Annotated in this window: 22 protein-coding genes; 20 read left to right on the top strand and 2 right to left on the bottom strand. The window is 35.1% G+C overall.

Translation table 11 applies throughout. The annotated features are described in order from the left end of the window. The first annotated feature begins 291 nt into the window (after nt 1-291). Nucleotides 292-1,254 carry a YpdA family putative bacillithiol disulfide reductase gene (locus tag I7822_RS19905; RefSeq protein ID WP_207980823.1) on the top strand — a complete coding sequence of 321 codons (963 nt, stop codon included), beginning with the start codon at nt 292-294 and terminating at the stop codon, nt 1,252-1,254. Between the two features lie 72 nt (nt 1,255-1,326). Here I7822_RS19905 and I7822_RS19900 read toward each other — a convergent pair whose 3' ends face one another. Beyond that, nucleotides 1,327-2,295 (bottom strand): asparaginase, encoded by a 969-nt coding sequence (locus tag I7822_RS19900; RefSeq protein ID WP_207980822.1) that lies wholly within the window; start codon nt 2,293-2,295, stop codon nt 1,327-1,329. Nucleotides 2,296-2,534: 239 nt separating this feature from the next. Here I7822_RS19900 and prsW point away from each other — a divergent pair, with 239 nt between their 5' ends. The 9 genes from prsW to fni all read left to right on the top strand — a co-directional run bounded on the left by prsW (nt 2,535) and on the right by fni (nt 10,925). Next, nucleotides 2,535-3,197, top strand: coding sequence for a glutamic-type intramembrane protease PrsW (gene prsW / locus I7822_RS19895; RefSeq protein WP_207980821.1), 663 nt, complete (start codon nt 2,535-2,537; stop codon nt 3,195-3,197). Between the two features lie 187 nt (nt 3,198-3,384). Next, nucleotides 3,385-4,575, top strand: a complete 1,191-nt coding sequence (sleB, locus tag I7822_RS19890; protein WP_443673944.1) for a spore cortex-lytic enzyme — start codon at nt 3,385-3,387, stop codon at nt 4,573-4,575. 15 nt (nt 4,576-4,590) lie between these two features. Next, nucleotides 4,591-5,934 (top strand): germination protein YpeB, encoded by a 1,344-nt coding sequence (gene ypeB, locus I7822_RS19885; protein WP_207980820.1) that lies wholly within the window; start codon nt 4,591-4,593, stop codon nt 5,932-5,934. 258 nt (nt 5,935-6,192) lie between these two features. Beyond that, the gene (locus tag I7822_RS19880) at nt 6,193-6,855 is read left to right on the top strand and encodes a flagellar brake protein (RefSeq protein ID WP_207980819.1); all 663 of its coding nucleotides are present in this window, start codon (nt 6,193-6,195) and stop codon (nt 6,853-6,855) included. A 111-nt stretch (nt 6,856-6,966) separates the two neighbouring features. Further along, nucleotides 6,967-7,143 carry a YpfB family protein gene (locus I7822_RS19875; RefSeq protein WP_207980818.1) on the top strand — a complete coding sequence of 59 codons (177 nt, stop codon included), beginning with the start codon at nt 6,967-6,969 and terminating at the stop codon, nt 7,141-7,143. Nucleotides 7,144-7,288: 145 nt separating this feature from the next. After that, nucleotides 7,289-7,960, top strand: coding sequence for a (d)CMP kinase (gene cmk, locus I7822_RS19870; protein WP_207980817.1), 672 nt, complete (start codon nt 7,289-7,291; stop codon nt 7,958-7,960). Nucleotides 7,961-7,964: 4 nt separating this feature from the next. Next, nucleotides 7,965-8,540 (top strand): lysophospholipid acyltransferase family protein, encoded by a 576-nt coding sequence (locus tag I7822_RS19865; protein ID WP_207980816.1) that lies wholly within the window; start codon nt 7,965-7,967, stop codon nt 8,538-8,540. A 169-nt stretch (nt 8,541-8,709) separates the two neighbouring features. Continuing rightward, entirely contained in the window at nt 8,710-9,858 is a 1,149-nt protein-coding gene (gene rpsA / locus I7822_RS19860; protein WP_207980815.1) for a 30S ribosomal protein S1, read from the top strand. 11 nt (nt 9,859-9,869) lie between these two features. After that, nucleotides 9,870-10,925: a type 2 isopentenyl-diphosphate Delta-isomerase gene (gene fni / locus I7822_RS19855; protein WP_207980814.1), complete on the top strand. Its 1,056-nt coding sequence runs from the start codon at nt 9,870-9,872 to the stop codon at nt 10,923-10,925. Between the two features lie 109 nt (nt 10,926-11,034). On the opposite strand, the gene I7822_RS19850 is transcribed toward fni, so the two are convergent. Beyond that, a complete protein-coding gene (locus tag I7822_RS19850; RefSeq protein WP_066332037.1) occupies nt 11,035-11,169 on the bottom strand; it encodes a YpzI family protein in 135 nt (44 codons plus the stop codon). Nucleotides 11,170-11,301: 132 nt separating this feature from the next. Here I7822_RS19850 and I7822_RS19845 point away from each other — a divergent pair, with 132 nt between their 5' ends. From I7822_RS19845 to folE, 10 genes are all read left to right on the top strand, one after another. Continuing rightward, nucleotides 11,302-11,901, top strand: a complete 600-nt coding sequence (locus I7822_RS19845; protein WP_207980813.1) for a YphA family membrane protein — start codon at nt 11,302-11,304, stop codon at nt 11,899-11,901. A gap of 1 nt (nt 11,902) precedes the next feature. Next, complete coding sequence (locus I7822_RS19840) at nt 11,903-12,796, top strand: YIEGIA family protein (protein ID WP_207980812.1); 894 nt, start codon at nt 11,903-11,905, stop codon at nt 12,794-12,796. Beyond that, nucleotides 12,793-12,984 carry a capping complex subunit for YIEGIA gene (locus tag I7822_RS19835; RefSeq protein WP_066332019.1) on the top strand — a complete coding sequence of 64 codons (192 nt, stop codon included), beginning with the start codon at nt 12,793-12,795 and terminating at the stop codon, nt 12,982-12,984. Before I7822_RS19840 ends, I7822_RS19835 begins: the two co-directional genes overlap by 4 nt. A 324-nt stretch (nt 12,985-13,308) precedes the next feature. Further along, the gene (der, locus tag I7822_RS19830) at nt 13,309-14,619 is read left to right on the top strand and encodes a ribosome biogenesis GTPase Der (RefSeq protein WP_207980811.1); all 1,311 of its coding nucleotides are present in this window, start codon (nt 13,309-13,311) and stop codon (nt 14,617-14,619) included. A 95-nt stretch (nt 14,620-14,714) separates the two neighbouring features. Next, nucleotides 14,715-15,746, top strand: a complete 1,032-nt coding sequence (locus I7822_RS19825; RefSeq protein ID WP_207980810.1) for an NAD(P)H-dependent glycerol-3-phosphate dehydrogenase — start codon at nt 14,715-14,717, stop codon at nt 15,744-15,746. Nucleotides 15,747-16,567: 821 nt separating this feature from the next. Next, nucleotides 16,568-16,768, top strand: a complete 201-nt coding sequence (locus I7822_RS19820; protein WP_066331999.1) for a DUF2768 domain-containing protein — start codon at nt 16,568-16,570, stop codon at nt 16,766-16,768. A gap of 26 nt (nt 16,769-16,794) precedes the next feature. Continuing rightward, on the top strand, nt 16,795-17,517 hold the full coding sequence (locus I7822_RS19815; RefSeq protein ID WP_207980809.1) for a YphF family lipoprotein: 723 nt from the start codon (nt 16,795-16,797) through the stop codon (nt 17,515-17,517). 330 nt (nt 17,518-17,847) lie between these two features. Beyond that, entirely contained in the window at nt 17,848-19,326 is a 1,479-nt protein-coding gene (gene spoIVA, locus I7822_RS19810; protein WP_207980808.1) for a stage IV sporulation protein A, read from the top strand. Between the two features lie 712 nt (nt 19,327-20,038). Beyond that, entirely contained in the window at nt 20,039-20,317 is a 279-nt protein-coding gene (gene hbs, locus I7822_RS19805; RefSeq protein ID WP_034332307.1) for a non-specific DNA-binding protein Hbs, read from the top strand. A 285-nt stretch (nt 20,318-20,602) separates the two neighbouring features. Then, nucleotides 20,603-21,169, top strand: a complete 567-nt coding sequence (gene folE, locus I7822_RS19800) for a GTP cyclohydrolase I FolE (protein ID WP_207980807.1) — start codon at nt 20,603-20,605, stop codon at nt 21,167-21,169. Nucleotides 21,170-21,268 lie beyond the last annotated feature (99 nt).

The raw sequence follows: 21,268 nt of genomic DNA, 5'->3' as shown, positions 1-21,268 counted from the left end.
ATAAAATTCTTGTACTGTGGATAAGCGTTTGGCATCCATCTCCAGCGCCTAGCCCCTCGAGGTCATAAGCCACTTAAGAATTGAAGGTAAAGAACACCTTCTATTCTTAAGCGTCTTATTTGCCCGAGGCTGTTCAAGGCGCTTGCGCTTTTGTTCTTATACAATTATTCATAGCCCTCAAGTACTTTTAGTCCTCTTTCAGAGCATGAGTATCATATTGAATGACATGCTTATGGAGTTTCAAGATATTGAAAACAATAACAATTTTAATTAACACAGGAGTGGAGATTCGTGATTAAGGAAGATACTATAATAGTCGGTGGGGGCCCTTGTGGTCTCTCTGCTGCGATCGCTTTAGAACATACAGAGAAAAAGCCTCTAGTGATTGAAAAGGGGAATATAGTAAATGCAATTTACAATTATCCTACACATCAAACGTTTTTTAGTTCAAGTGAGAAACTTGAAATAGGTGATGTACCATTTATCACAGAAAATCGAAAGCCATTTCGGAACCAGGCATTAGCCTATTATCGGGAAGTTGTACGTAGAAAAGAGATACGCATTCATTCGTTCGAAACCGTCGAAAGTGTTGAAAAAAAGGAAAACTACTTTATGGTTTATACCAATAAAGAGGTATATGAAGCAAAAAATATTGTAATTGCAACAGGCTATTATGATCATCCCAACTATATGAATATACCTGGTGAGGATTTACCAAAGGTATTTCATTATTTTAAAGAAGGGCATCCCTACTTTAATAAAGATGTTGTCGTTATTGGTGGGAAAAATTCAAGTGTTGATGCGGCTTTAGAGCTAGTAAAAGCTGGTGCAAGGGTAACGGTGTTATATCGAGGAAATGAATATTCGCCTAGCATTAAGCCATGGATTTTACCAGAATTTGAAGCACTTGTTCGAAATGGTACAATTACGATGGAATTTCAGGCGAATGTTACTGAAATAGGTGAACATACACTAAAGTTTCAAGTCAATCGACAAACAAAAGAAATAAAAAATGATTTTGTATTTGCTATGACAGGCTATCATCCCGACCATCAGTTTTTAACAAAAATGGGTGTATCTATTGATCACGAGACTGGACGACCAACCTATAATTCTGAAACGATGGAAACTAATATTGAAGGTATTTTTATTGCTGGAGTTATTGCAGCAGGAAATAATGCAAACGAAATATTTATTGAAAATGGACGTTTTCATGGTCAACTTATAAATGAGGCAATACAAAAAAAAAACTAAGAACAAAAAAGTGAGAGATGTATGTTGTGCCCACCTCTCACTTTTGCAATATTCACCATTCTAACCGACCATTTATATCGAGAATATCTCTTCTAGTTTTTTACGATCAGTTGTTGTTTCTAATGCGATCATCAGCTTTAGTCTAGCCTTTTGACCATTTAAACCATTGCTAAAAATCATTCCGAGTTCCCTCAGGTGTCTACCTCCACCTTCATAGCCGTAAATATCTTGAACAATACCATTAAAGCAGCGGGATACAAGAACTATTGGTACACCTTTATTTAATAAATTTTTCAAGCTAGGGAGTAGCATTGGTGGTAAATTTCCTTGTCCTAATGCCTCAATAACCAGACCATCAAGTTGTAACTGGTCAATCGCATGGAAAAAACTATCATCCATTCCAGCAAAAGCTTTAAGTAAAAGTACGTTTTTATCAAGATTGGCTACTTGTAATGGTTTGTTGATTACTGGCTTGTGGTGGAAGAACACACCACCTTTATTTACAATTCCTATTGGGCCGTATTGTGGACTTTGGAAGGTTGCAACATTACTTGTGTGTGTTTTTGTTACATTTTTTGCTGTGTGTATTTCATCATTCATAACGACAAGAACTCCCATATTCTTAGCGTTTTCAGATATTGCAACCTTTAATGAAGATAAAAGATTGTACAATCCATCAGAACCTAATTCATTGCTTGATCTCATCGCGCCAGTTAAAACAACTGGAATTGGCAATGATAATGTCACATCAAGAAAATATGCAGTTTCTTCTAGTGTATCTGTTCCGTGCGTAATAACAACTCCATCAAGATTATGATTCTTTCTATTTTCTTCAATATAATTTTTAATTTGCAGCATGTTAATTGGTGTAATATGTGGTGATGGTAGATGGAAGAGCTCTGTTGATATTATATTAATATCAGGAACTTCTTTAATATGATCGACAAGAGGATTTTTTTCACCAGGCTTTACTTCACCAGTCTTTTCATCTTCTTTCATAGAAATTGTTCCGCCTGTATGAATTAATAGTATATTTTTCATCGTTGTATCCTCCAAGTATGTGCTAGAATAATTGTTCTGTTTAAACGTTTAGTCATTTTCAATTTTACGATATCATGATACGATTAATAAAGTGAAACGTCTATAGAAAATTCGTTTTTATTACTATTTATTATTTACTTTTTATACTAAAACACTTCGATATGTTATTTACATTTGATTTTTAAGGTTTATTAATGCTAGTTAATCGAGAGATTTTCATTTAGAAAAGAGGCCTGTGAATGATTGCGATTATTTCTGCGGGCATCGCCCCAGGTCTTGCTTTATTAAGCTATTTTTATTTGAAAGATCAATACGAATCTGAGCCTATTTATATGGTGCTACGTTCGTTTATTTTCGGGGCACTGCTTGTTTTTCCTATTATGTTTATTCAATATGTTTTAGAAATTGAATCAGTTTTTCCATCTAAAATACTATATACGTTTGTTGCTATTGGATTTCTTGAAGAATTTTTTAAATGGTTCATCTTGTTCTTTACAATCTATCAGCACGTCCATTTCAATGAACATTATGATGGAATCGTATATGGTGTATCTGTCTCACTAGGATTTGCTACTTTAGAAAATATCGTCTATTTATTTGCGAATGGAGTAGAGTATGCATTTGGTCGGGCAATTTTACCTGTTTCAAGTCACGCCTTATTTGGTGTCATAATGGGTTATTATTTAGGAAAAGGTAAATTCTCAAGTGGTGATAATCGTAAAAAGTGGATTCTGTTTTCTTGCATAATCCCAATCTTACTACATTCAATGTATGATTCTATTTTATTAAGCTATATGAATTGGCGCTATATCATGCTTCCGTTTATGTTATTTCTATGGTGGTTCGCGTTACATAAAGCTAAAAAAGCAAGATTAAAGATAATTGATTCTAAGCTGCCCTAGTGCAGCTTTTTTTGTCGTTATTTTATCAAACTTTTCATTCATAAAACTCATTAAGTATTAATTGTTCATAATGCCATGAATTGTTTAAATTGGCTGCTACATAATTTAGTATGAATAAAATACCAAAGACTACAAAAAATACGTTTAAGCATTTACATCTACTTGAGGAGGCAGCAACATGAAAAACATGCGCATAATGTTGATGGTAGCAGTAGTAACTTTTACATCCGTCACATTTCAATTTTTTTCAATACATGTCCCAGAGGCACATGCTTTTTCAGAACAAACTATTCAAAGAGGTGCAACGGGTAGTGATGTTATTGAATTGCAGTCAAGACTTCAATATAACGGATATTACCATGGAACTATTGATGGAGTTTACGGATGGAGTACGTATTGGGCAGTGCGAAATTTTCAGCATATGTTTGGTTTAGAAGAAGTTGATGGCCTAGTTGGTCAAAAAACGAAGGATATGCTAATGAATTCTACCAAGTTCTACAAAGATTTTGTTTATAAGCAAATTAATGAAGGAAAAAGATTTACTCACTATGGCGGGGTTCCATTAGCACAACAGACTGCACCGAGTGAACAACAAATACAAAAGGCAAGGCAAATTGCAGAACAAAGAAAACAACAGCGTGAGCAAAAATACAAAGCGCAAGCAAATCAACAGCAAGCCCAGCAAAAGCAGCAAGCCCAACAAAAGCAGCAAGCTCAGCAAGCCCAACAAAAGCAGCAAGCCCAGCAGAATCAGCAAGCCCAACAAAAGCAGCAAGCCCAGCAGAATCAGCAAGCCCAACAAAAGCAGCAAGCCCAGCAGAATCAGCAAGCCCAACAAAAACAGCAAGCTCAACAGAATCAGCAAGCCCAACAAAAACAGCAAGCTCAACAGAATCAGCAAGCCCAACAGAATCAGCAAGCCCAACAAAAGCAAGAGGCACAACAGAAACAGGAAGCACAAAATAAAGCAACCGAAAACAAAGAACAAAAGGAGTCAACTGCTGTTAATTTACCAGGTGGCTATTCACAAAATGATATTCAATTAATGTCAAATGCAGTATATGGAGAGGCGAGGGGTGAACCGTACATCGGACAGGTAGCTGTTGCAGCGGTTATTTTAAATCGTGTTAATAGTGCTACATTTCCAAATACAGTAGCAGGTGTTATCTTTGAGCCTCGAGCTTTTACTGCAGTCGCAGATGGTCAAATTTGGCTCACACCTAATGAACAAGCTAAGAAGGCTGTATTAGATGCAATTAATGGATTTGATCCAACTGAAGGAGCCATTTATTATTTTAACCCTGATACAGCAACTAGTTCATGGATTTGGGGAAGACCACAAATTAAACGGATTGGAAAGCATATTTTCTGTGAATAGAAAGGGTGATGAAGCATGATTCGTGGAATCTTGATTGGTATTTTATCAGTTGCAGTTATCGGTTCCGGTTATTGGGGGTATAAAGAACACCAAGAAAAAAACGCAGTGCTGATTCAAGCAGAGAATAATTATCAGCGAGCCTTTCATGATTTAACCTATCGAGTGGACCAATTGCATGATCGGATTGGAGCAACATTAGCTATGAATTCAAAACAATCCTTATCGCCTGCACTAGCGGACGTGTGGAGAATAACATCTGAAGCACAGTCAGATGTAGGACAACTTCCTTTAACGTTATTGCCTTTTAATAAAACTGAAGAACTCTTGGCTGGAATAAGTGATTTTACTTATCGAGCAGCTGTTCGTGATTTAGAGAAAGAACCGCTAACAGATGAAGAGTATAAAAAGCTTAAGTCAATGTACACGAAATCGGAAGATATCCAAAATGAACTACGAAATGTTCAACACTTAGTCATTGAAAACAATTTACGTTGGATGGATGTTGAATTAGCTTTAGCTTCTGGACAAAAGCAAGCGGATAATACAATCATAGATGGATTTAAAACAGTCGAAAAAAATGTAGAGGCATACTCAGAGTCTGATTTTGGTGCAAGTTTTACATCCATGAATAAAACAGGAGAAGGTTTTGATAAGTTAGAGGGTAAAGAGATCAGTAAAGAAGCAGCAATAAAAATTGCAAAAACCTTTGTCCCAAATAAAGTAACAGATTTGAAGGTAACAGAAAACGGTGAAGGCTCATCATTTGGTTTCTATAGTGTTTCTATGCACGACAAAGAGAATAATACTGATATCGATATGGATTTAACAAAAAAAGGTGGACATCCCATTTACTTAGTTCAAAATCGTGACATTAAAGAAAATGTTATTAGTCTTAATGAAGCCTCTAATAATGCCAGAGAATTCTTAAATGAACATGGCTTTGAAGATCTTGATCTATTTGAAAGTGCTCAGTATGATAACATCGGGGTCTTTTCTTTCGTATCAATTGTTGATGGTGTGAGAATTTATCCGGATTCAATAAGAATGAAAGTTGCTTTAGATGATGGTCAGGTCATAGGTCTTTCTGCACGTGATTATTTAGCTGCACATAAAAAAAGGGAAATACCAAAACCGAAAATTTCTAAAAAGGAAGCTGCTGAAAGGTTAAATCCAAGTTTAGAAGTACAACAGGATAGACTAGCCATAATCATAAATGAATTAGGGGAAGAAGTACTATGCTATGAGTTCCTAGGGACAATTAATGCTGACACATATCGAATTTTTATTGATGCTGAAAATGGTATGGAAGAAAAAATTGAGAAATTGAAAAATCCAGAACCGATCTTTCAAGAGGTTTAAGAACTTTGAATAATCAAAGTGAAAGCTGAATAAATATTCTTTATTTTTCAATTGAGATACTAAGAAATTTAAGGTCGCATATATTGTTTTATCATTAAAATAAAATAAGAAATTTACAAAGGATATCCTAATTGTTTTATTTTTTAGGATATCCTCTTTCGTTTTAACACACTTATCTATTTTCTGAAGTTTGTACTCTTGCGCATCGGAATGGTCCATGCTTTAATAAGAATGAGAGTATTCAGAAAGAGTGATATTGTGCTTAAAATTGGGGATGTCATAAATTTAGAAACATTAGATGGTAATGGTGAAAGGCTAAAGTGTAAGCTAGTCGAAAGAAAAGGAAATCAACTATATATCGATTATCCAATTAATGCAATTACAGGTCGTTCGGCCTATTTGATGCTCGGTACAGAGCTAATCGCTTCTTTTGTTAACAAGGATCATAATGCGTTTCGTTTTCAAACAGAGGTTACTGGACGTGTGAAGGAAAACATTCCAATGATTTCTATTACATATCCTGGTGACAATCAGTTAATTCGGATTCAAAGGAGAGAATTTGTAAGGGTTGATACTTCAATTGATGTTGCAATTCATCCTAAGCAAGATGAACTTCAACCTATAATTGCTGTTACAACAGATATAAGTGCTGGAGGCTCAGCTGTCCTTCTCCCAAAATCTACAAAATTGAAGCAAGGTCAAGAGATAGTTGTATGGTTTTCACTACCATTTCAAAATGAAACAATTGAATATATAAAACTAAATGCTAGAATTATCCGTTTTATACCTGCTGAAAATGAGTTATTCTTAAAAGCACCGCTACAGTTTTTAGAAATCGATGATGCCACTCAACAAACATTGATTCGTTTTTGCTTTCAGCAACAAATCCAAATGCGTAGAAAAGGACTTATTACAGAATAAATAATGGTATTTTTATGCATACTATGAATAAAAGCGTAAGCACAACGATCAGTATTGAGCTAATAGGACGCTGGAGCTAGATGCATTTTAAAAAATACCGGAGTTGAAGCAATGAAACGGTTTGAACGTATTTTAATCAAATTAATTGTCATTCAATTTGTAGCATTAGTATGTGCGCAGCTATTGATTCAACAATCGACCATTCAACCATACCTTTCTCGTGTAGTTCAATATGAGGGCGTAAATAAAATTACGGTTACAGAATGGCTGGAAACATTTAGTCAATAGAAATGATGCAGGTGGGGATTTGACCTGCTTCATTTATTTGGCATGCTATAACTAAGACATTTATTAAAGCATCAACCAAATACGTTCTCCTTTGCACCTTAATGACATTTAAAACTACTAGACTAAAAACCTATTTGGAGGAAATATGAAACATAAAATTTCAATAGCAATTGATGGTCCAGCTGCTGCTGGTAAAAGTACGGTTGCAAAAATAATTGCTGAGCATTATTCATACATTTATATAGATACTGGTGCAATGTATCGTGCCTTGACATACAAAGCATTACAAGAAAACATAGATCTAAAAGATGAGGAAAAGGTAGCAGACGTTCTTTCTACCATAATAATTGAACTACAGCCATCAGAAGATGGTCAAATCGTGTTGGTCAACGAAGATAATGTTACGGAAATCATTCGGTCAAATGAAGTGACAAATAATGTGTCAATTGTGGCTATGCACCCTAAAGTAAGAGATGAGATGCTAAAACGTCAGCGGATATTGGCAAAAACAGGTGGCGTTGTAATGGATGGTCGTGATATCGGAACACATGTATTACCTGACGCTGAGTTGAAAATCTTTTTACGAGCAACTGTTGAAGAAAGAGCAAAAAGACGTCATGAAGAAAATCAGAAAAAAGGTTATTCATCTGATTTTGAACAACTTAAACAAGAAATTGCCAATCGTGATAAATTAGACTCTGAAAGAGAAGTTGCCCCTTTAAGGAAAGCGGAGGATGCAATCGAAATTGACACTACAGCATTGTCTATACACGATGTCGTAAAAAGAATAGAAGATTATATAGAAGAAAGGCTTTGATAACGTGTCATTATATCCTTTTGCAAGATCAATTGTAGCTGGTATTTTAAAGCCAACATATCGAATTAAAGTTGAAGGTTTAGAGAATTTCCCGAAAGATGGAGGGGTTTTTCTCTGTACCAATCATATTAGCAATTATGACCCGCCAGTCGTTGGAATTACTGCACCAAGAAAAGTATTTTTTATGGCGAAAGCAGAGTTATTCAAAGTGCCAATATTAAAGGACTTACTGATGAACTTTGGGACTTTTCCAGTAAATAGAGGTGGCAGTGACCGTGAAGCACTACGAACAGGTCTTAAAATTTTAAAAGAAGGTAATGTTTTAGGATTTTTTCCAGAAGGAACAAGAAGCAAAGATGGAGAATTAGGTAAAGGACTTCCCGGCGCGGGATTTTTTGCACTCCGTTCTACAGCAGCAGTAGTACCATGTGCAATTATCGGACCATATAAACCTTTTAAAACATTACGTGTTGTTTATGGTAAGCCTATTAATATGGATGAATATCGAGAGAAAAAAATCACTACTGAGGAAATGACAGGGATTATTATGGGGGAAATAGGAAAACTTCTCGAAAAATAACCAAGTTGAGTACTTACTACTTGACAAAAAGTAGCATTTATTAGAAGTTTATTAAAAGAGGTTTTTTTTATTTTATTTTTAATGAATAAAAATTCCTTTTAAATAAAATGAAATCTTACATATATTTAATCAAAAGTCGCGCAGGTTTTGACCAAGGAGGGTAATTGAGATGGTAGAAGAGTTGAATAACGTACAAGTTGAAACACCTGAAGTTGGAGATATCGTAAAAGGTATCGTGACAAAAGTAGAAGAAAAACAGGTTATTGTCGAAATTGAAAACTGTAAGCATACTGGTATTATTCCAATTAGTGAACTTTCTAGCCTTCATGTAGAAAAAGCTTCTGATGTGACAAAAGAAAATGACGAATTAGAATTAAAAGTAACTAAGGTTGAAGATGAAGCATTAGTTCTTTCAAAAAGAGCAGTAGATGCAGAAAAAGCATGGGAATCATTAGAACAAAAATTCGAATCAAAAGAAATCTTTCAAGCTGAAGTTAAAGATGTTGTAAAAGGTGGCCTTGTTGTTGATTTAGGAGTAAGAGGCTTTATCCCTGCATCATTGGTTGAAGCACATTTTGTAGAAGATTTTTCAGAATACATGGGGAGAACTCTTTCATTAATTGTAGTCGAGCTAGACCGCGAGAAAAACAGAGTGATTCTTTCACATCGTGCTGTAATAGAAAAAGAACAAACAGAAAAGAAATCAGTTTTATTAGATTCTATTAAGGTAGGGTCTACAATCGAAGGTACTGTTCAGCGCCTTACAGATTTCGGTGCTTTTGTTGATATTGGTGGAATCGATGGATTAGTTCATATTTCTCAGCTTTCCCATACACATATTGACAAACCCTCTGATGTTGTTGAAGAAGGTCAAACTGTAACGGTTAAAGTTCTAGCAGTTGACCGTGATAATGAAAGAATTTCTTTATCTATTAAAGAAACGCTCCCTGGACCATGGGCAAGTATCGCTGACAAAGTGAAGGTTGGAGATGTTCTTGAAGGTGAAGTAAGAAGACTAGTATCCTTTGGTGCATTTGTAGAGATATTACCTGGAGTTGAAGGTCTTGTCCACATTTCGCAAATTTCTAATAAACATATTGGGACTCCTCAAGAAGTATTAGAGGAAAATCAATCTGTTAAAGTTAAGGTATTAGATGTTAACGAATCAGAACAACGCATTTCGTTAAGCATTCGTGAATTAGAAGAATCTACAAAAGCAACTGATGAAGATTTCCGTAATTACCAAGCTGGGGAAGAATCATCTTCTGGCTTCCAGTTAGGTGAAATGATTGGAGATCAATTAAAAAAACTCAAATAATGGTGATATAGGTGAGCAAAAGAGCACAAAGAAAAATCGAACATATCCAACATGCTTTAGCAACGGGGCAACAACGCACAAATGGATTCGACGATATTACCTTTGTTCACCAGAGTCTACCAAACTTGTCTGTAGCAGAAATAGATTTATCAACAAAAGTTGGCGAACTTACTTTAAGTTCGCCTCTTTTTATAAACGCTATGACCGGTGGTGGTGGTGAGGATACGGTAATTATAAATGAAGCATTATCAAAAGCTGCAAAAAATGCAAATATAGCAGTAGCAGTTGGTTCACAAATGTCTGCGATTAAAGATAAGAGTGAGCGTCCTTCCTATGAAATTATTAGAAAAGTTAATAAAGATGGAATAATCTTTGGGAATTTAGGCAGTGAGGCAACAACTGAACAAGCAAAAATAGCAGTTGATATGATTCAAGCGAATGCTTTACAAATTCATTTAAATGTTGTACAAGAACTAGTAATGCCAGAAGGCGATCGTGACTTTAGTGGAGCATTATCAAGAATTGAGCAAATTGTCAAAGGTGTTGACGTACCTGTAATTGTAAAGGAAGTTGGCTTCGGTATGAATCGAGAAGTAGCCGCTAAGTTAAAAGAGGTAGGGGTATCTGCTGTTGATGTTGGAGGATTTGGTGGAACAAACTTTTCGAAGATAGAAAATATGAGACGGCAAAAAATGCTCAATTTTTTTGATCAATGGGGAATATCAACTACAGCCTCAATTGCAGAGGTAAGCAGTTTAAACCGTATCCCTGTAATTGGTTCTGGTGGAATTCAAGATGCACTTGATATTGCAAAGGCAATAGCATTAGGAGCATCAGCAGTAGGGATAGCTGGTTATTTACTAAAAGTATTCATAGATAAGGGCTATGAGCATTTAGAACAAGAAATTAACCAAATGGTAGAGGAATTAACGATCATTATGACTGCACTTGGTTCTAGAACAATACAGGAACTTCAATATGCTCCATTAGTTATCAGTGGAAAAACCCATCATTGGTTAACTGAAAGAGGCATCGATACAAAGAGATACTGCATCAGAAAAAATTGATGAAAAAATGGCTAGTTGGTTATTAAACCAATTAGCCATTTTTTGTTATCAGAGAACAGTAAGCTTCTTCTTAAAGGACAATAATATAGGAACAGGCTTACACTTCTAATTATTTTTTATTTCTGTTTCTAGCGGATTCAGGACCTTCTAATGTTGTAGCCCCAGGGTAGTTAAGTGATTGATCACGATCAGATTCTACTCTTCCACTTTTTCTAAGCTTTTTTTCTTGACGATCTTTTCCCATTTTAAAACCTCCTATCATGTGTATTATCATTTTTTGTCTGTTTTGTTTTATTCATTAGTGCTATTTTTTGTTAATTTTTCGATTAAAGGTAATTGGAAAAAGACATAATGGGAATAGTAGGAGGGGTGGAGAGTGGAAGGAATATTTTTTTATTGGTTTATGTGGTTAGCTTGGGTTGTTACGACTTTTTTTATGAAAAAAGGAAAAACGAGAATAAAATTAGCAATTTTTATAATGCTTAACATCATCATTAGTGAATTTTATATGATTATTGGAGATTTTTATGTCAGGGTTTCGCTTCTATTATTTTTGCTTTTAGGATATTATCTTGCCGTCAAACATAAAAAACGAAGAGCAGTTTCTTTTTATATGACAACAATAACATTAATGTTTGCTTATGCAGGTATTTTACTCTTCCGCATTTATGATCCAGTTTGGTTTTTGTTCGATTATCGATTAATTGTAAGTGTAGCTGTCAGCGTGTTAGCCATCTATTTAGGAAAACATACTGTACAAAAGTATGCTCTTTACATTATTTCAGTATGTCAAGGTGAACTTTTATACTGGTTTATTTTAGGTAAGTTTCATAAAGGCTTAACAATTGGGACTGCTGCTTTTTTAGATATGATGGTTATTGGGTGCTTAATTATTTATCTTTGCACAATATCTCAACAAGTTATTGTCTTTATTGAACAAACGTTACAAAAACCGGCAAAGGAGAAACAAGGTTGATATGAATGAATACACAATGCCAGTACTTTTTGGTGTGATAGTTGGAGTACTTACTCGTCTCCATATGCTTAGAACAGATTACAGGCAATATCCTACTTACTTACATGGGAAAATTATTCATATTGCTCTCGGTTTTATTGCGGCTGGTTTAGGTACAGTTGCAGTTCCATCGATTATGGAAGAGGACTTTACAGCGATTACCTTTCTAACATTAGCAGCATCTCAATTTCGTGATGTTCGTAACATGGAGAGGAATACGTTAACCGTTTTGGATGGTTTTGAACTTGTTCCACGGGGGAGTACATATATTGAAGGAATTGCAATTGCGTTTGAAAGTAGAAATTATTTAGTTATTTTTACATCTCTGCTCACTACATTTGCCTATTTGACAGTAAATATTTATACTGCAATCATTGTTGGGGCTATTTGTTTCGTTATTTGTAGAAAGCTTATGGCTGGAAGTAGAATAAAGGATATAGTAAATATTAGATCAGCAGATCTTCATTTTGAAGGAGCAGGGTTATATGTTGATGATATTTATATAATGAATATTGGGATCCCTGATAAACAAAAAGCGATTTTAAAGTATGGTTTAGGTTTTGTTCTAACGCCTAAAAATGACAACTCAAAAACAACAATTGCCAATTTAGGGCAAAGACAAGCGATACTTCATGATGTATCAACTGCATTAGGGGTTGTTCGTGATTCAGGAGAACCATCTTTGGTTCCATTGGCAAAAAGAGATCTTGATGATGGTCGACTTGGTGTATTTGTTCTTCCTCAAGAACGCGATATTGAAAAAGCGATTCGAGTAATTGGTGAGTGTCCTACACTTGAAAATGCTATTAGAATGCCATCTGAAGCGAAGGCAAACCGACATGGAGGAATAAAATGAGTAGTGTACTTGAAAAATACATACTGGCTATCATTACAACTGATGAAACGAAAGCAGCTGGTGGTACAGCAATTTTCATTTGCAAAACTCAAGAAGAAATGCATTTTTATGCCAAAAATCTTGAAGCAATTTTAGATGGAATCGCACATGGAATTGGGGAGGATTTGTATATTATTGTGAAACACTAAGTTGAGTATTTATGAATTGTTTGCTAATATATAAAAGTTAAGCCCTTCTTGTTTAAATAGAAGGGTTTCTTTTGTAGAGGGAAATTAGTTTTTACATATTAGGTGTGATGTTAGTGCGCTGGTGCTTTTGTAAGTTTACCCAGTCGTATAAAATACTTTTAATGTTATGAAATTAGATATAGAACATTTTTAACTTTTCATAGACTGTTGAATGTACAGCTTCTCATCTTATATGTAGGTGAGTTGAGACTTCTTCTCTTTAGGAAATTCACAATTAAATGTGGAAACATAATAATGGAATGTAAAATAGGAAGGGTGTAAGACATGGCAAAACCAGTTGTTGCAATCGTAGGACGGCCTAATGTAGGGAAATCTACAATTTTTAACCGAATTGTAGGAGAACGTGTCTCGATTGTAGAGGATATTCCTGGAGTGACAAGAGATCGAATTTATAACTCTGGAGAATGGCTAAATAATCAATTTAATATCATCGATACAGGTGGAATAGATATCGGAGATGAACCGTTTTTATCACAAATTCGTCAACAAGCAGAAATTGCAATTGAAGAAGCAGATGTCATCATTTTCTTAACAAATGTACGTGAGGGAGTAACTGCTGCTGATGAAGAGGTAGCCAAAATTCTCTATCGTTCAAATAAACCTGTCGTACTTGCTGTTAATAAGGTAGACAACCCTGAAATGAGAGCAAATATTTATGACTTTTATTCTCTAGGATTCGGGGAACCATATCCGATTTCAGGTTCTCATGGCTTAGGACTAGGTGACTTATTAGATGAAGTGGCGAAACATTTCAAAAATATAGGCTCAGAAGATTATGATGACACAACAATTAAGTTTTCATTAATTGGTAGACCGAATGTAGGGAAATCATCACTTGTAAATGCAATATTGGGTGAAGAACGTGTCATTGTAAGTGATATTGCAGGTACAACTCGTGATGCAATTGATACAGTGTATAAATATGAAGGTCAAGAGTTTGTTATTATTGACACAGCTGGTATGAGAAAAAAAGGAAAAGTATATGAAACAACAGAAAAATACAGTGTTCTTCGTGCACTAAAGGCAATTGATCGTTCTGATGTTATTTTAGTTGTTATAGATGGTGAAGAAGGAATTATTGAACAGGACAAACATATAGCAGGTTATGCTCACGATGCGGGGAAAGCTGTTGTAATTGTTGTGAATAAATGGGATGCAGTAGAAAAAGATGAACGAACAATGAAGGAATTTGAAGAAAATATTCGTGATCATTTTAAATTCTTAGACTATGCGCCGATCGTTTTCTTGTCAGCAATGACAAAGAAACGAATTCACACATTAATGCCTAATATAATCTTAGCAAGTGAAAATCACTCTAGAAGAGTTCAAACAAATGTCTTAAACGATGTTGTCATGGATGCTGTTGCCATGAATCCAACTCCAACACATAAAGGTAAACGATTGAAAATATTCTATACGTCACAGGTTGCAGTCAAGCCACCTACATTTGTTGTTTTTGTTAATGATCCAGAGCTCATGCATTTTTCTTATGAACGTTTTTTAGAAAATCGAATAAGAGCAGCTTTTGAATTTGAGGGTACACCTATAAAAATCTTTACTCGAGAAAGAAAGTAATCCTTACTTTAAATGATTTGCTATTATGAGGAATAAGGCTAACTTTATATAAATGGAGGTTAGTCTCATTTCCTAATGAGAAGGGGCGTGTTAATTTGGAACAAATTACAGTATTAGGTGCTGGGAGCTGGGGTACGGCTTTAGCGATTGTCCTTGCAGATAACGGTCACAATGTTAAGTTATGGGGTCATCGTCCAGAATTAATTAATGAGATTAATAATACGAAAAAAAATGAAAAATACCTTCCTGGAGTTGAATTGCCAGCTGAAATTGAGGGATTTTCAAACTTAGAGGAAAGCTTGGTGGGTTCACAAACTGTTGTACTTGCAGTGCCTACAAAAGCAATTCGTGGTGTTTTGAATGAAATTACGAAGGTGATTGAAGAAGCCATTACAATTGTTCATGTTAGCAAGGGGATTGAACCTGATACACTCTTACGTATTTCAGAAATAATCGAAGCTGAAATGCCAAGCCACTTACTAAAAGATGTTGTTGTCCTATCTGGTCCAAGCCATGCTGAAGAGGTAAGTCAAAGACATATTACAACAGTAACATCTTCATCTAAAAACATGGTAGCTGCTGAATACATACAAGATTTGTTTATTAATCAACATTTCCGCGTCTATACCAATCCTGATGTTATTGGTGTTGAAATTGGTGGAGCATTGAAAAATATTATAGCTTTGGCTGCTGGTATTACAGATGGCCTTGGTTATGGTGATAATGCAAAAGCTGCTCTTATTACTCGTGGACTTGCTGAAATTGCACGGTTAGGTAGCAAGATGGGTGGAAATCCATTAACTTTTTCAGGTTTAACTGGAATTGGAGATTTAATTGTTACGTGTACAAGCGTGCATTCTAGGAACTGGAGAGCAGGAAATCTCCTTGGAAAAGGTCAAAAGCTAGAAGAAGTATTAGAAAATATGGGAATGGTTGTTGAAGGAGTACGGACGACAAAAGCTGCCTACCAGCTTGCTCGTAAATATGATGTGAAAATGCCAATAACTGAGGCTTTATATGAGGTGTTATTTAATGGACAATCTCCAAAAGTAGCGGTTGATTCTTTAATGGCACGTGTAAAAACACATGAAATGGAAGACCTTGTGAACATTATGGAAAATCGATAATTTAAATCGTTTAATTTTTCTTCAGTCACACTTTAAATAGTTAAAATACAAATACTATTAAATGACAAATTAATAAGACGAGCCTAAATGGACTAGCTTATTAATAGAACTAGTCTATTTTCTAAATCGGGTGGCTATTCAAATAAATTAGCTTAGTTTCTTTCCTATTTCCTTCAGTTAATAGGTGACAAACACATCATACCTAGCATATAATACGAAGAATTAAAAAAATAGGAACAATATATCCTATAAGGTATGAAAGCTGCATGTAAAATACTGCGGATAAATATGACATGCTTGATCTGATTTCTTGGGTAGCCTGACCAATAAACCTGACTTGTAAAGTTTACACGGTATATCTAGGCATTAGAGGATGCAAAATCATTTATATCCGCATAGAATGCAACGTAGTCAAATAAGAGTTGTTCTTATTGATGGGTACTATTTAGTCGTATAAATTGCTGAAGTAAAGTTCGTCCCCTCTTTACTTCAGTTTTTTATTGGTTCCATACAAGAATTATCATAAAAAGACTCGCTTGGACAAGCCTTGTAAAGTATATTATAATCGACCATGGAATCAACTTTTATATATTATAAATAGTAGGTCTTAAAATTTTAATACATAATGAACAAGGCGGATACGCTCTTCATAATGCTTAGGTAATGATAAATTTCAAGTAATGTGGATAAGCGCTTGCATCTGTAAGCGTCTAGCTATATCGAATTGTATGTAAATACAGCTTTTATTCATGAATATCTAATTTGTTTGCCCGAGAATGATCAAGGCTTTTGCGCTTTTGTTTTAAAGGAGGAGTCTGTTTATGAGTGCAGCCCTTATGAAAATGTGGATATCATTTGCATCGATGGGGTTTATGTTTATTGCAATATTGTTTATTTATCTAAGTCGCTTTAAATTAAAAGGGTTATTAAAAGTAATCTTTACAATATTAGCCTATATTTTTATGATTCTAGCAGGGATTATCATTTTGTTTGTCGTATTCAGCGGCCCTGTTACCGAATAATTAAATGTAAAAGGAAGTTATTGCGGATGAAATTTATTAAGATTATGGCTTGTCTTTTTGGCTGTTTCCTTTTATCTGGTTGTCTCTATCCAGAAGAAAAACTACAGAAAAATACAATACCCTATGAAGACCAAATTGCTGCAGTCCAAAATTCTGTAGATCGATTTCAGGAAGAATCAGGTGGGCTACTTCCAATAAAGACGAGGGACATGACAACACCGATTTATCAAAAATATCCTATAGATTTTTCAGCGTTATCTCCAAAATATATGGCTGAACCACCTGGAACCGCATTTGAAAGTGGTGGAATCTATTTATATGCACTTGTAGACGTTGAAGAAAACCCAACAGTGAAATTAATTGATTTACGTATTGCTGAGGCAATACATGAACTAACGGTTAGGTTAGATGTCTATCGTCAATCAAATGGTTATCCTCCATTTAAAGATCTTATAACAAATGATATCTACACATTAGATTATGAGAAACTTGGATACGAGGAAGATCCATTAGTTGAAAGTCCGTTTTCGGGGGAGCATTTACCTTTAGTTATCGATAAAAACGCGAAAGTTTATGTAGACTATCGTATTGATTTATATAAAGCATTGCAAGAAAAGGACCATTCTTACAAGCCAGGTGATGATATTAGGGATCTATTAGTAAAGGATACCTATTTTGTTCCTGCATATTCTTTGCCATATACAATTGATGAAAAAGGCGAACCTGTATTTATTGTAGAGAAAGAATAACACTTTGTTTTTAGGCTACGTTAAAGCTCACTGTTGATTTTGGCACTTTGTTGATTGGAGCGAACGCCTGCAGAGAAATCAACAACCAAGTTTAACAGAGCCTATTTTAAAAAAACTTCATAAAAAAGTCATGAACCCTTCTTTAAAGAATAAACTCTAAAAGAAGGGTTTTCTTTTTCACTTTTGAGGTGTAATTAATAAAAAAATCGATATTGGAAAAAAAATTAGCAACAAAGGCATAAATAAATAGGACAACGTCATACATATATAATGTCCTATAAGAAGACGGATAAGCTTTATCCCAATATTGTATGATCGGGAGGGGATCACTTGGAAAAAGTAGATATTTTCAAGGATATCGCTGAACGAACTGGTGGCGATATATATTTAGGAGTGGTTGGTGCAGTAAGAACAGGTAAATCTACTTTTATTAAGAAGTTTATGGAATTAGTCGTACTACCTAACATTGACAATGAATCTGACAAAGCTAGAGCTCAAGATGAATTACCACAAAGTGCAGCTGGTAAAACAATTATGACAACTGAGCCGAAATTTGTCCCGAATCAAGCAGTTTCTATTCATGTGGATGAGGGACTTGAAGTCAATATTAGATTAGTAGACTGTGTAGGTTACACTGTTCCTGGCGCTAAAGGTTATGAGGATGAAAATGGTCCTCGCATGATTAATACTCCTTGGTATGAAGAGCCGATACCATTTCACGAAGCGGCAGAAATTGGAACACGTAAGGTTATTCAAGAGCACTCTACACTTGGTTGTGTGATTACAACTGATGGTTCGATTGGAGATATACCACGTCAGGATTACTTAGAAGCAGAATCAAGAGTAATTGAAGAATTAAAAGAAGTGGGAAAACCGTTTATTATGATTATTAATACGGTCCGCCCTCATCATCCTGAAACGGAAGCCCTTCGTAAGCAACTTAATGAAAAATATGATATTCCAGTGCTAGCAATGAGTGTTGAAAGCATGAGGGAATCAGATGTTATGAGTGTCTTAAGAGAATCTTTATACGAATTCCCTGTGTTAGAGGTAAATGTAAACTTACCAAGCTGGGTAATGGTATTAAGAGAAGATCATTGGTTACGTGAAAGTTACCAAGAAGCTGTCAAAGACACAGTGAAAGATATTAAAAGACTTCGAGATGTAGATCGAGTTGTCGGACAATTTAGTGAATATGATTTTATTAACAAAGCAAGCTTAGCTGGTATTGAGATGGGTCAGGGAATTGCAGAGATTGATTTATATGCACCAAATGATTTATATGATCAAATTTTGAAAGAGGTTGTAGGAGTAGAAATTCGTGGTAAAGATCATTTGCTCCAGTTAATGCAGGACTTTGCTTATGCTAAAGCAGAATACGATCAAGTTGCGGATGCTTTAAAGATGGTAAAACAAACCGGATATGGGATTGCAGCACCTGCTTTGACTGACATGAGTCTTGATGAGCCTGAAATCATTAGACAAGGATCAAGATTTGGTGTTCGTCTTAAGGCTGTTGCACCATCTATTCATATGATCAAAGTTGACGTAGAGTCTGAATTTGCTCCAATCATTGGAACTGAAAAGCAATCGGAAGAATTAGTACGCTATTTAATGCAAGACTTTGAGGATAATCCGTTATCAATATGGAATTCTGATATTTTTGGACGTAGCTTAAGCTCCATTGTCCGTGAAGGAATTCAAGCAAAATTATCTTTAATGCCTGAAAATGCACGTTATAAACTAAAAGAAACATTGGAGAGAATTATTAATGAAGGCTCCGGTGGATTAATAGCGATTATTTTATAACTTTTGGACCTCTAATTAAGAGGTCTTTTTTGTTTTGGGCTGACTCACCAAACTTTATTGCTTTTTACCAAGTAATGCTTTGAGGTTAATTGCAGCGAAAGGATGCTCGCTTTCCGCGGGGCGGGCGGTGAGCCTTCTCGGCATAAACGCCTTTGGGTTCTCACCTGTCCGCTGTTCCCGCAGGAGTCTCGCAATCCGCTCTAATCAACCTGAAATAGTTTTTGTATTAAAAGCAACACCCCCTTTGAAAAGAGCCTTGTTATATAAGAAAGGTAAATTTCTCATCGCTTTTATTATTCTGGTAAATTAATAAAGTTAAATAGATATAAAATATAAAACCACATGCTCAATTATGACATATATTAAGATAATATTTACAAAAATGTAATGTAAGTGGAGAAATTAAACATAAAATAAGAACATTTATTCTTATTTTAGTAATTAACCCTTGATATGATTGGTTTTTTATTAGGATAAAACTTGATTCACATGTTTTATTATGTTACTCTTTTTACAGAAATTATTTTCTCTATTGGTCGATTCTTCCTAAAACACCAATATTCATGATGAAAATCATTGAATTATGTAGAAAAATCATATAAGATAAGCGTGTTGATAGTATTTTCACGTTCTATCATGTATAGAATTTATCTAATCTGTGAAGAAATGAAGACTAATAGTAATTCCATCCCTTTGGGAGGAGGTGAAAGGCATGAATAAAACTGAACTAATCAATGCGGTAGCAGAAGCTAGTGAATTATCTAAAAAAGACGCAACTAAAGCAGTAGATGCTGTTTTCGATACAATTTTAGATGCACTAAAAGATGGTGATAAAGTACAACTTATCGGTTTTGGTAACTTCGAAGTTCGTGAGCGTGCGGCTCGTAAAGGTCGTAACCCACAAACTGGTGAGGAAATTGAAATTGCTGCTAGCAAGGTGCCTGCTTTCAAACCAGGTAAAGCACTTAAAGACGCTGTAGCAGGAAAATAAGTTATAGTTTGTCATGTAATATCTATTACATACAGCCATTCTTCACAGAAGCCCCTTTTTAAGGGGCTTTTCATTTGTCGCAGGAATGTTGTAATTATCCAATACGAGTGTCGTCAATTGGTATTGGGAAATCCATACTTGAAGAGAAAAAACACCTTCTGCTTTGAATTGCTTGAACCTTAAATGATAGCCTGCAGTACTACTCTTTACACTTTTAATATTTTGCTTTTATCTTTTTTTTTATGCTAGAATCTGAATCAAATGTAATCGAATAGGAGGACAGAAATGGGACAAGTGGATTTTGGGAAAATCGAACAAGCGGTTAAATTAATACTTGAAGCGATCGGTGAAGACCCCACGCGAGAGGGTTTACTAGATACCCCTAAACGTGTGGCTAAAATGTATGGTGAAGTTTTCAGTGGGTTAGATGAAGACCCATCAGAACATTTTAAAACAATTTTCGGTGAGGATCATGAAGAACTAGTACTAGTTAAAGATATTCCTTTTTATTCAATGTGTGAGCATCATTTAGTTCCTTTTTACGGTAAAGCACACGTAGCTTATATTCCTAAAGGTGGCAAGGTGACAGGTCTTAGCAAGCTTGCACGTGCAGTTGAGGCAGTAGCTAAAAGACCTCAATTACAAGAGAGAATCACATCTACCATAGCAGATAGTATAAATAAATCTCTTGAACCTCATGGGGTTATGGTTGTTGTAGAAGCTGAACACATGTGTATGACAATGAGAGGTGTTAAAAAGCCAGGTTCCCAAACAGTTACATCTGCTGTAAGAGGGATATTTAGAAAAGATGAAGCTGCTAGAGCAGAAGTATTGTCATTAATTAAAGGATGAGCTAGTGCATTAAACCGGGTGGAAAATCACATGTTTTAAAACATAAAGATAGTCTTTATCATTTATTAAGTGGTATGATAGAGATAGTATATGATTGAT

This window comes from Metabacillus bambusae (genome assembly GCF_017497975.1).
Lineage (GTDB): Bacteria > Bacillota > Bacilli > Bacillales > Bacillaceae > Metabacillus > Metabacillus bambusae.
This window is presented reverse-complemented; position numbering and strand designations above follow the sequence as displayed.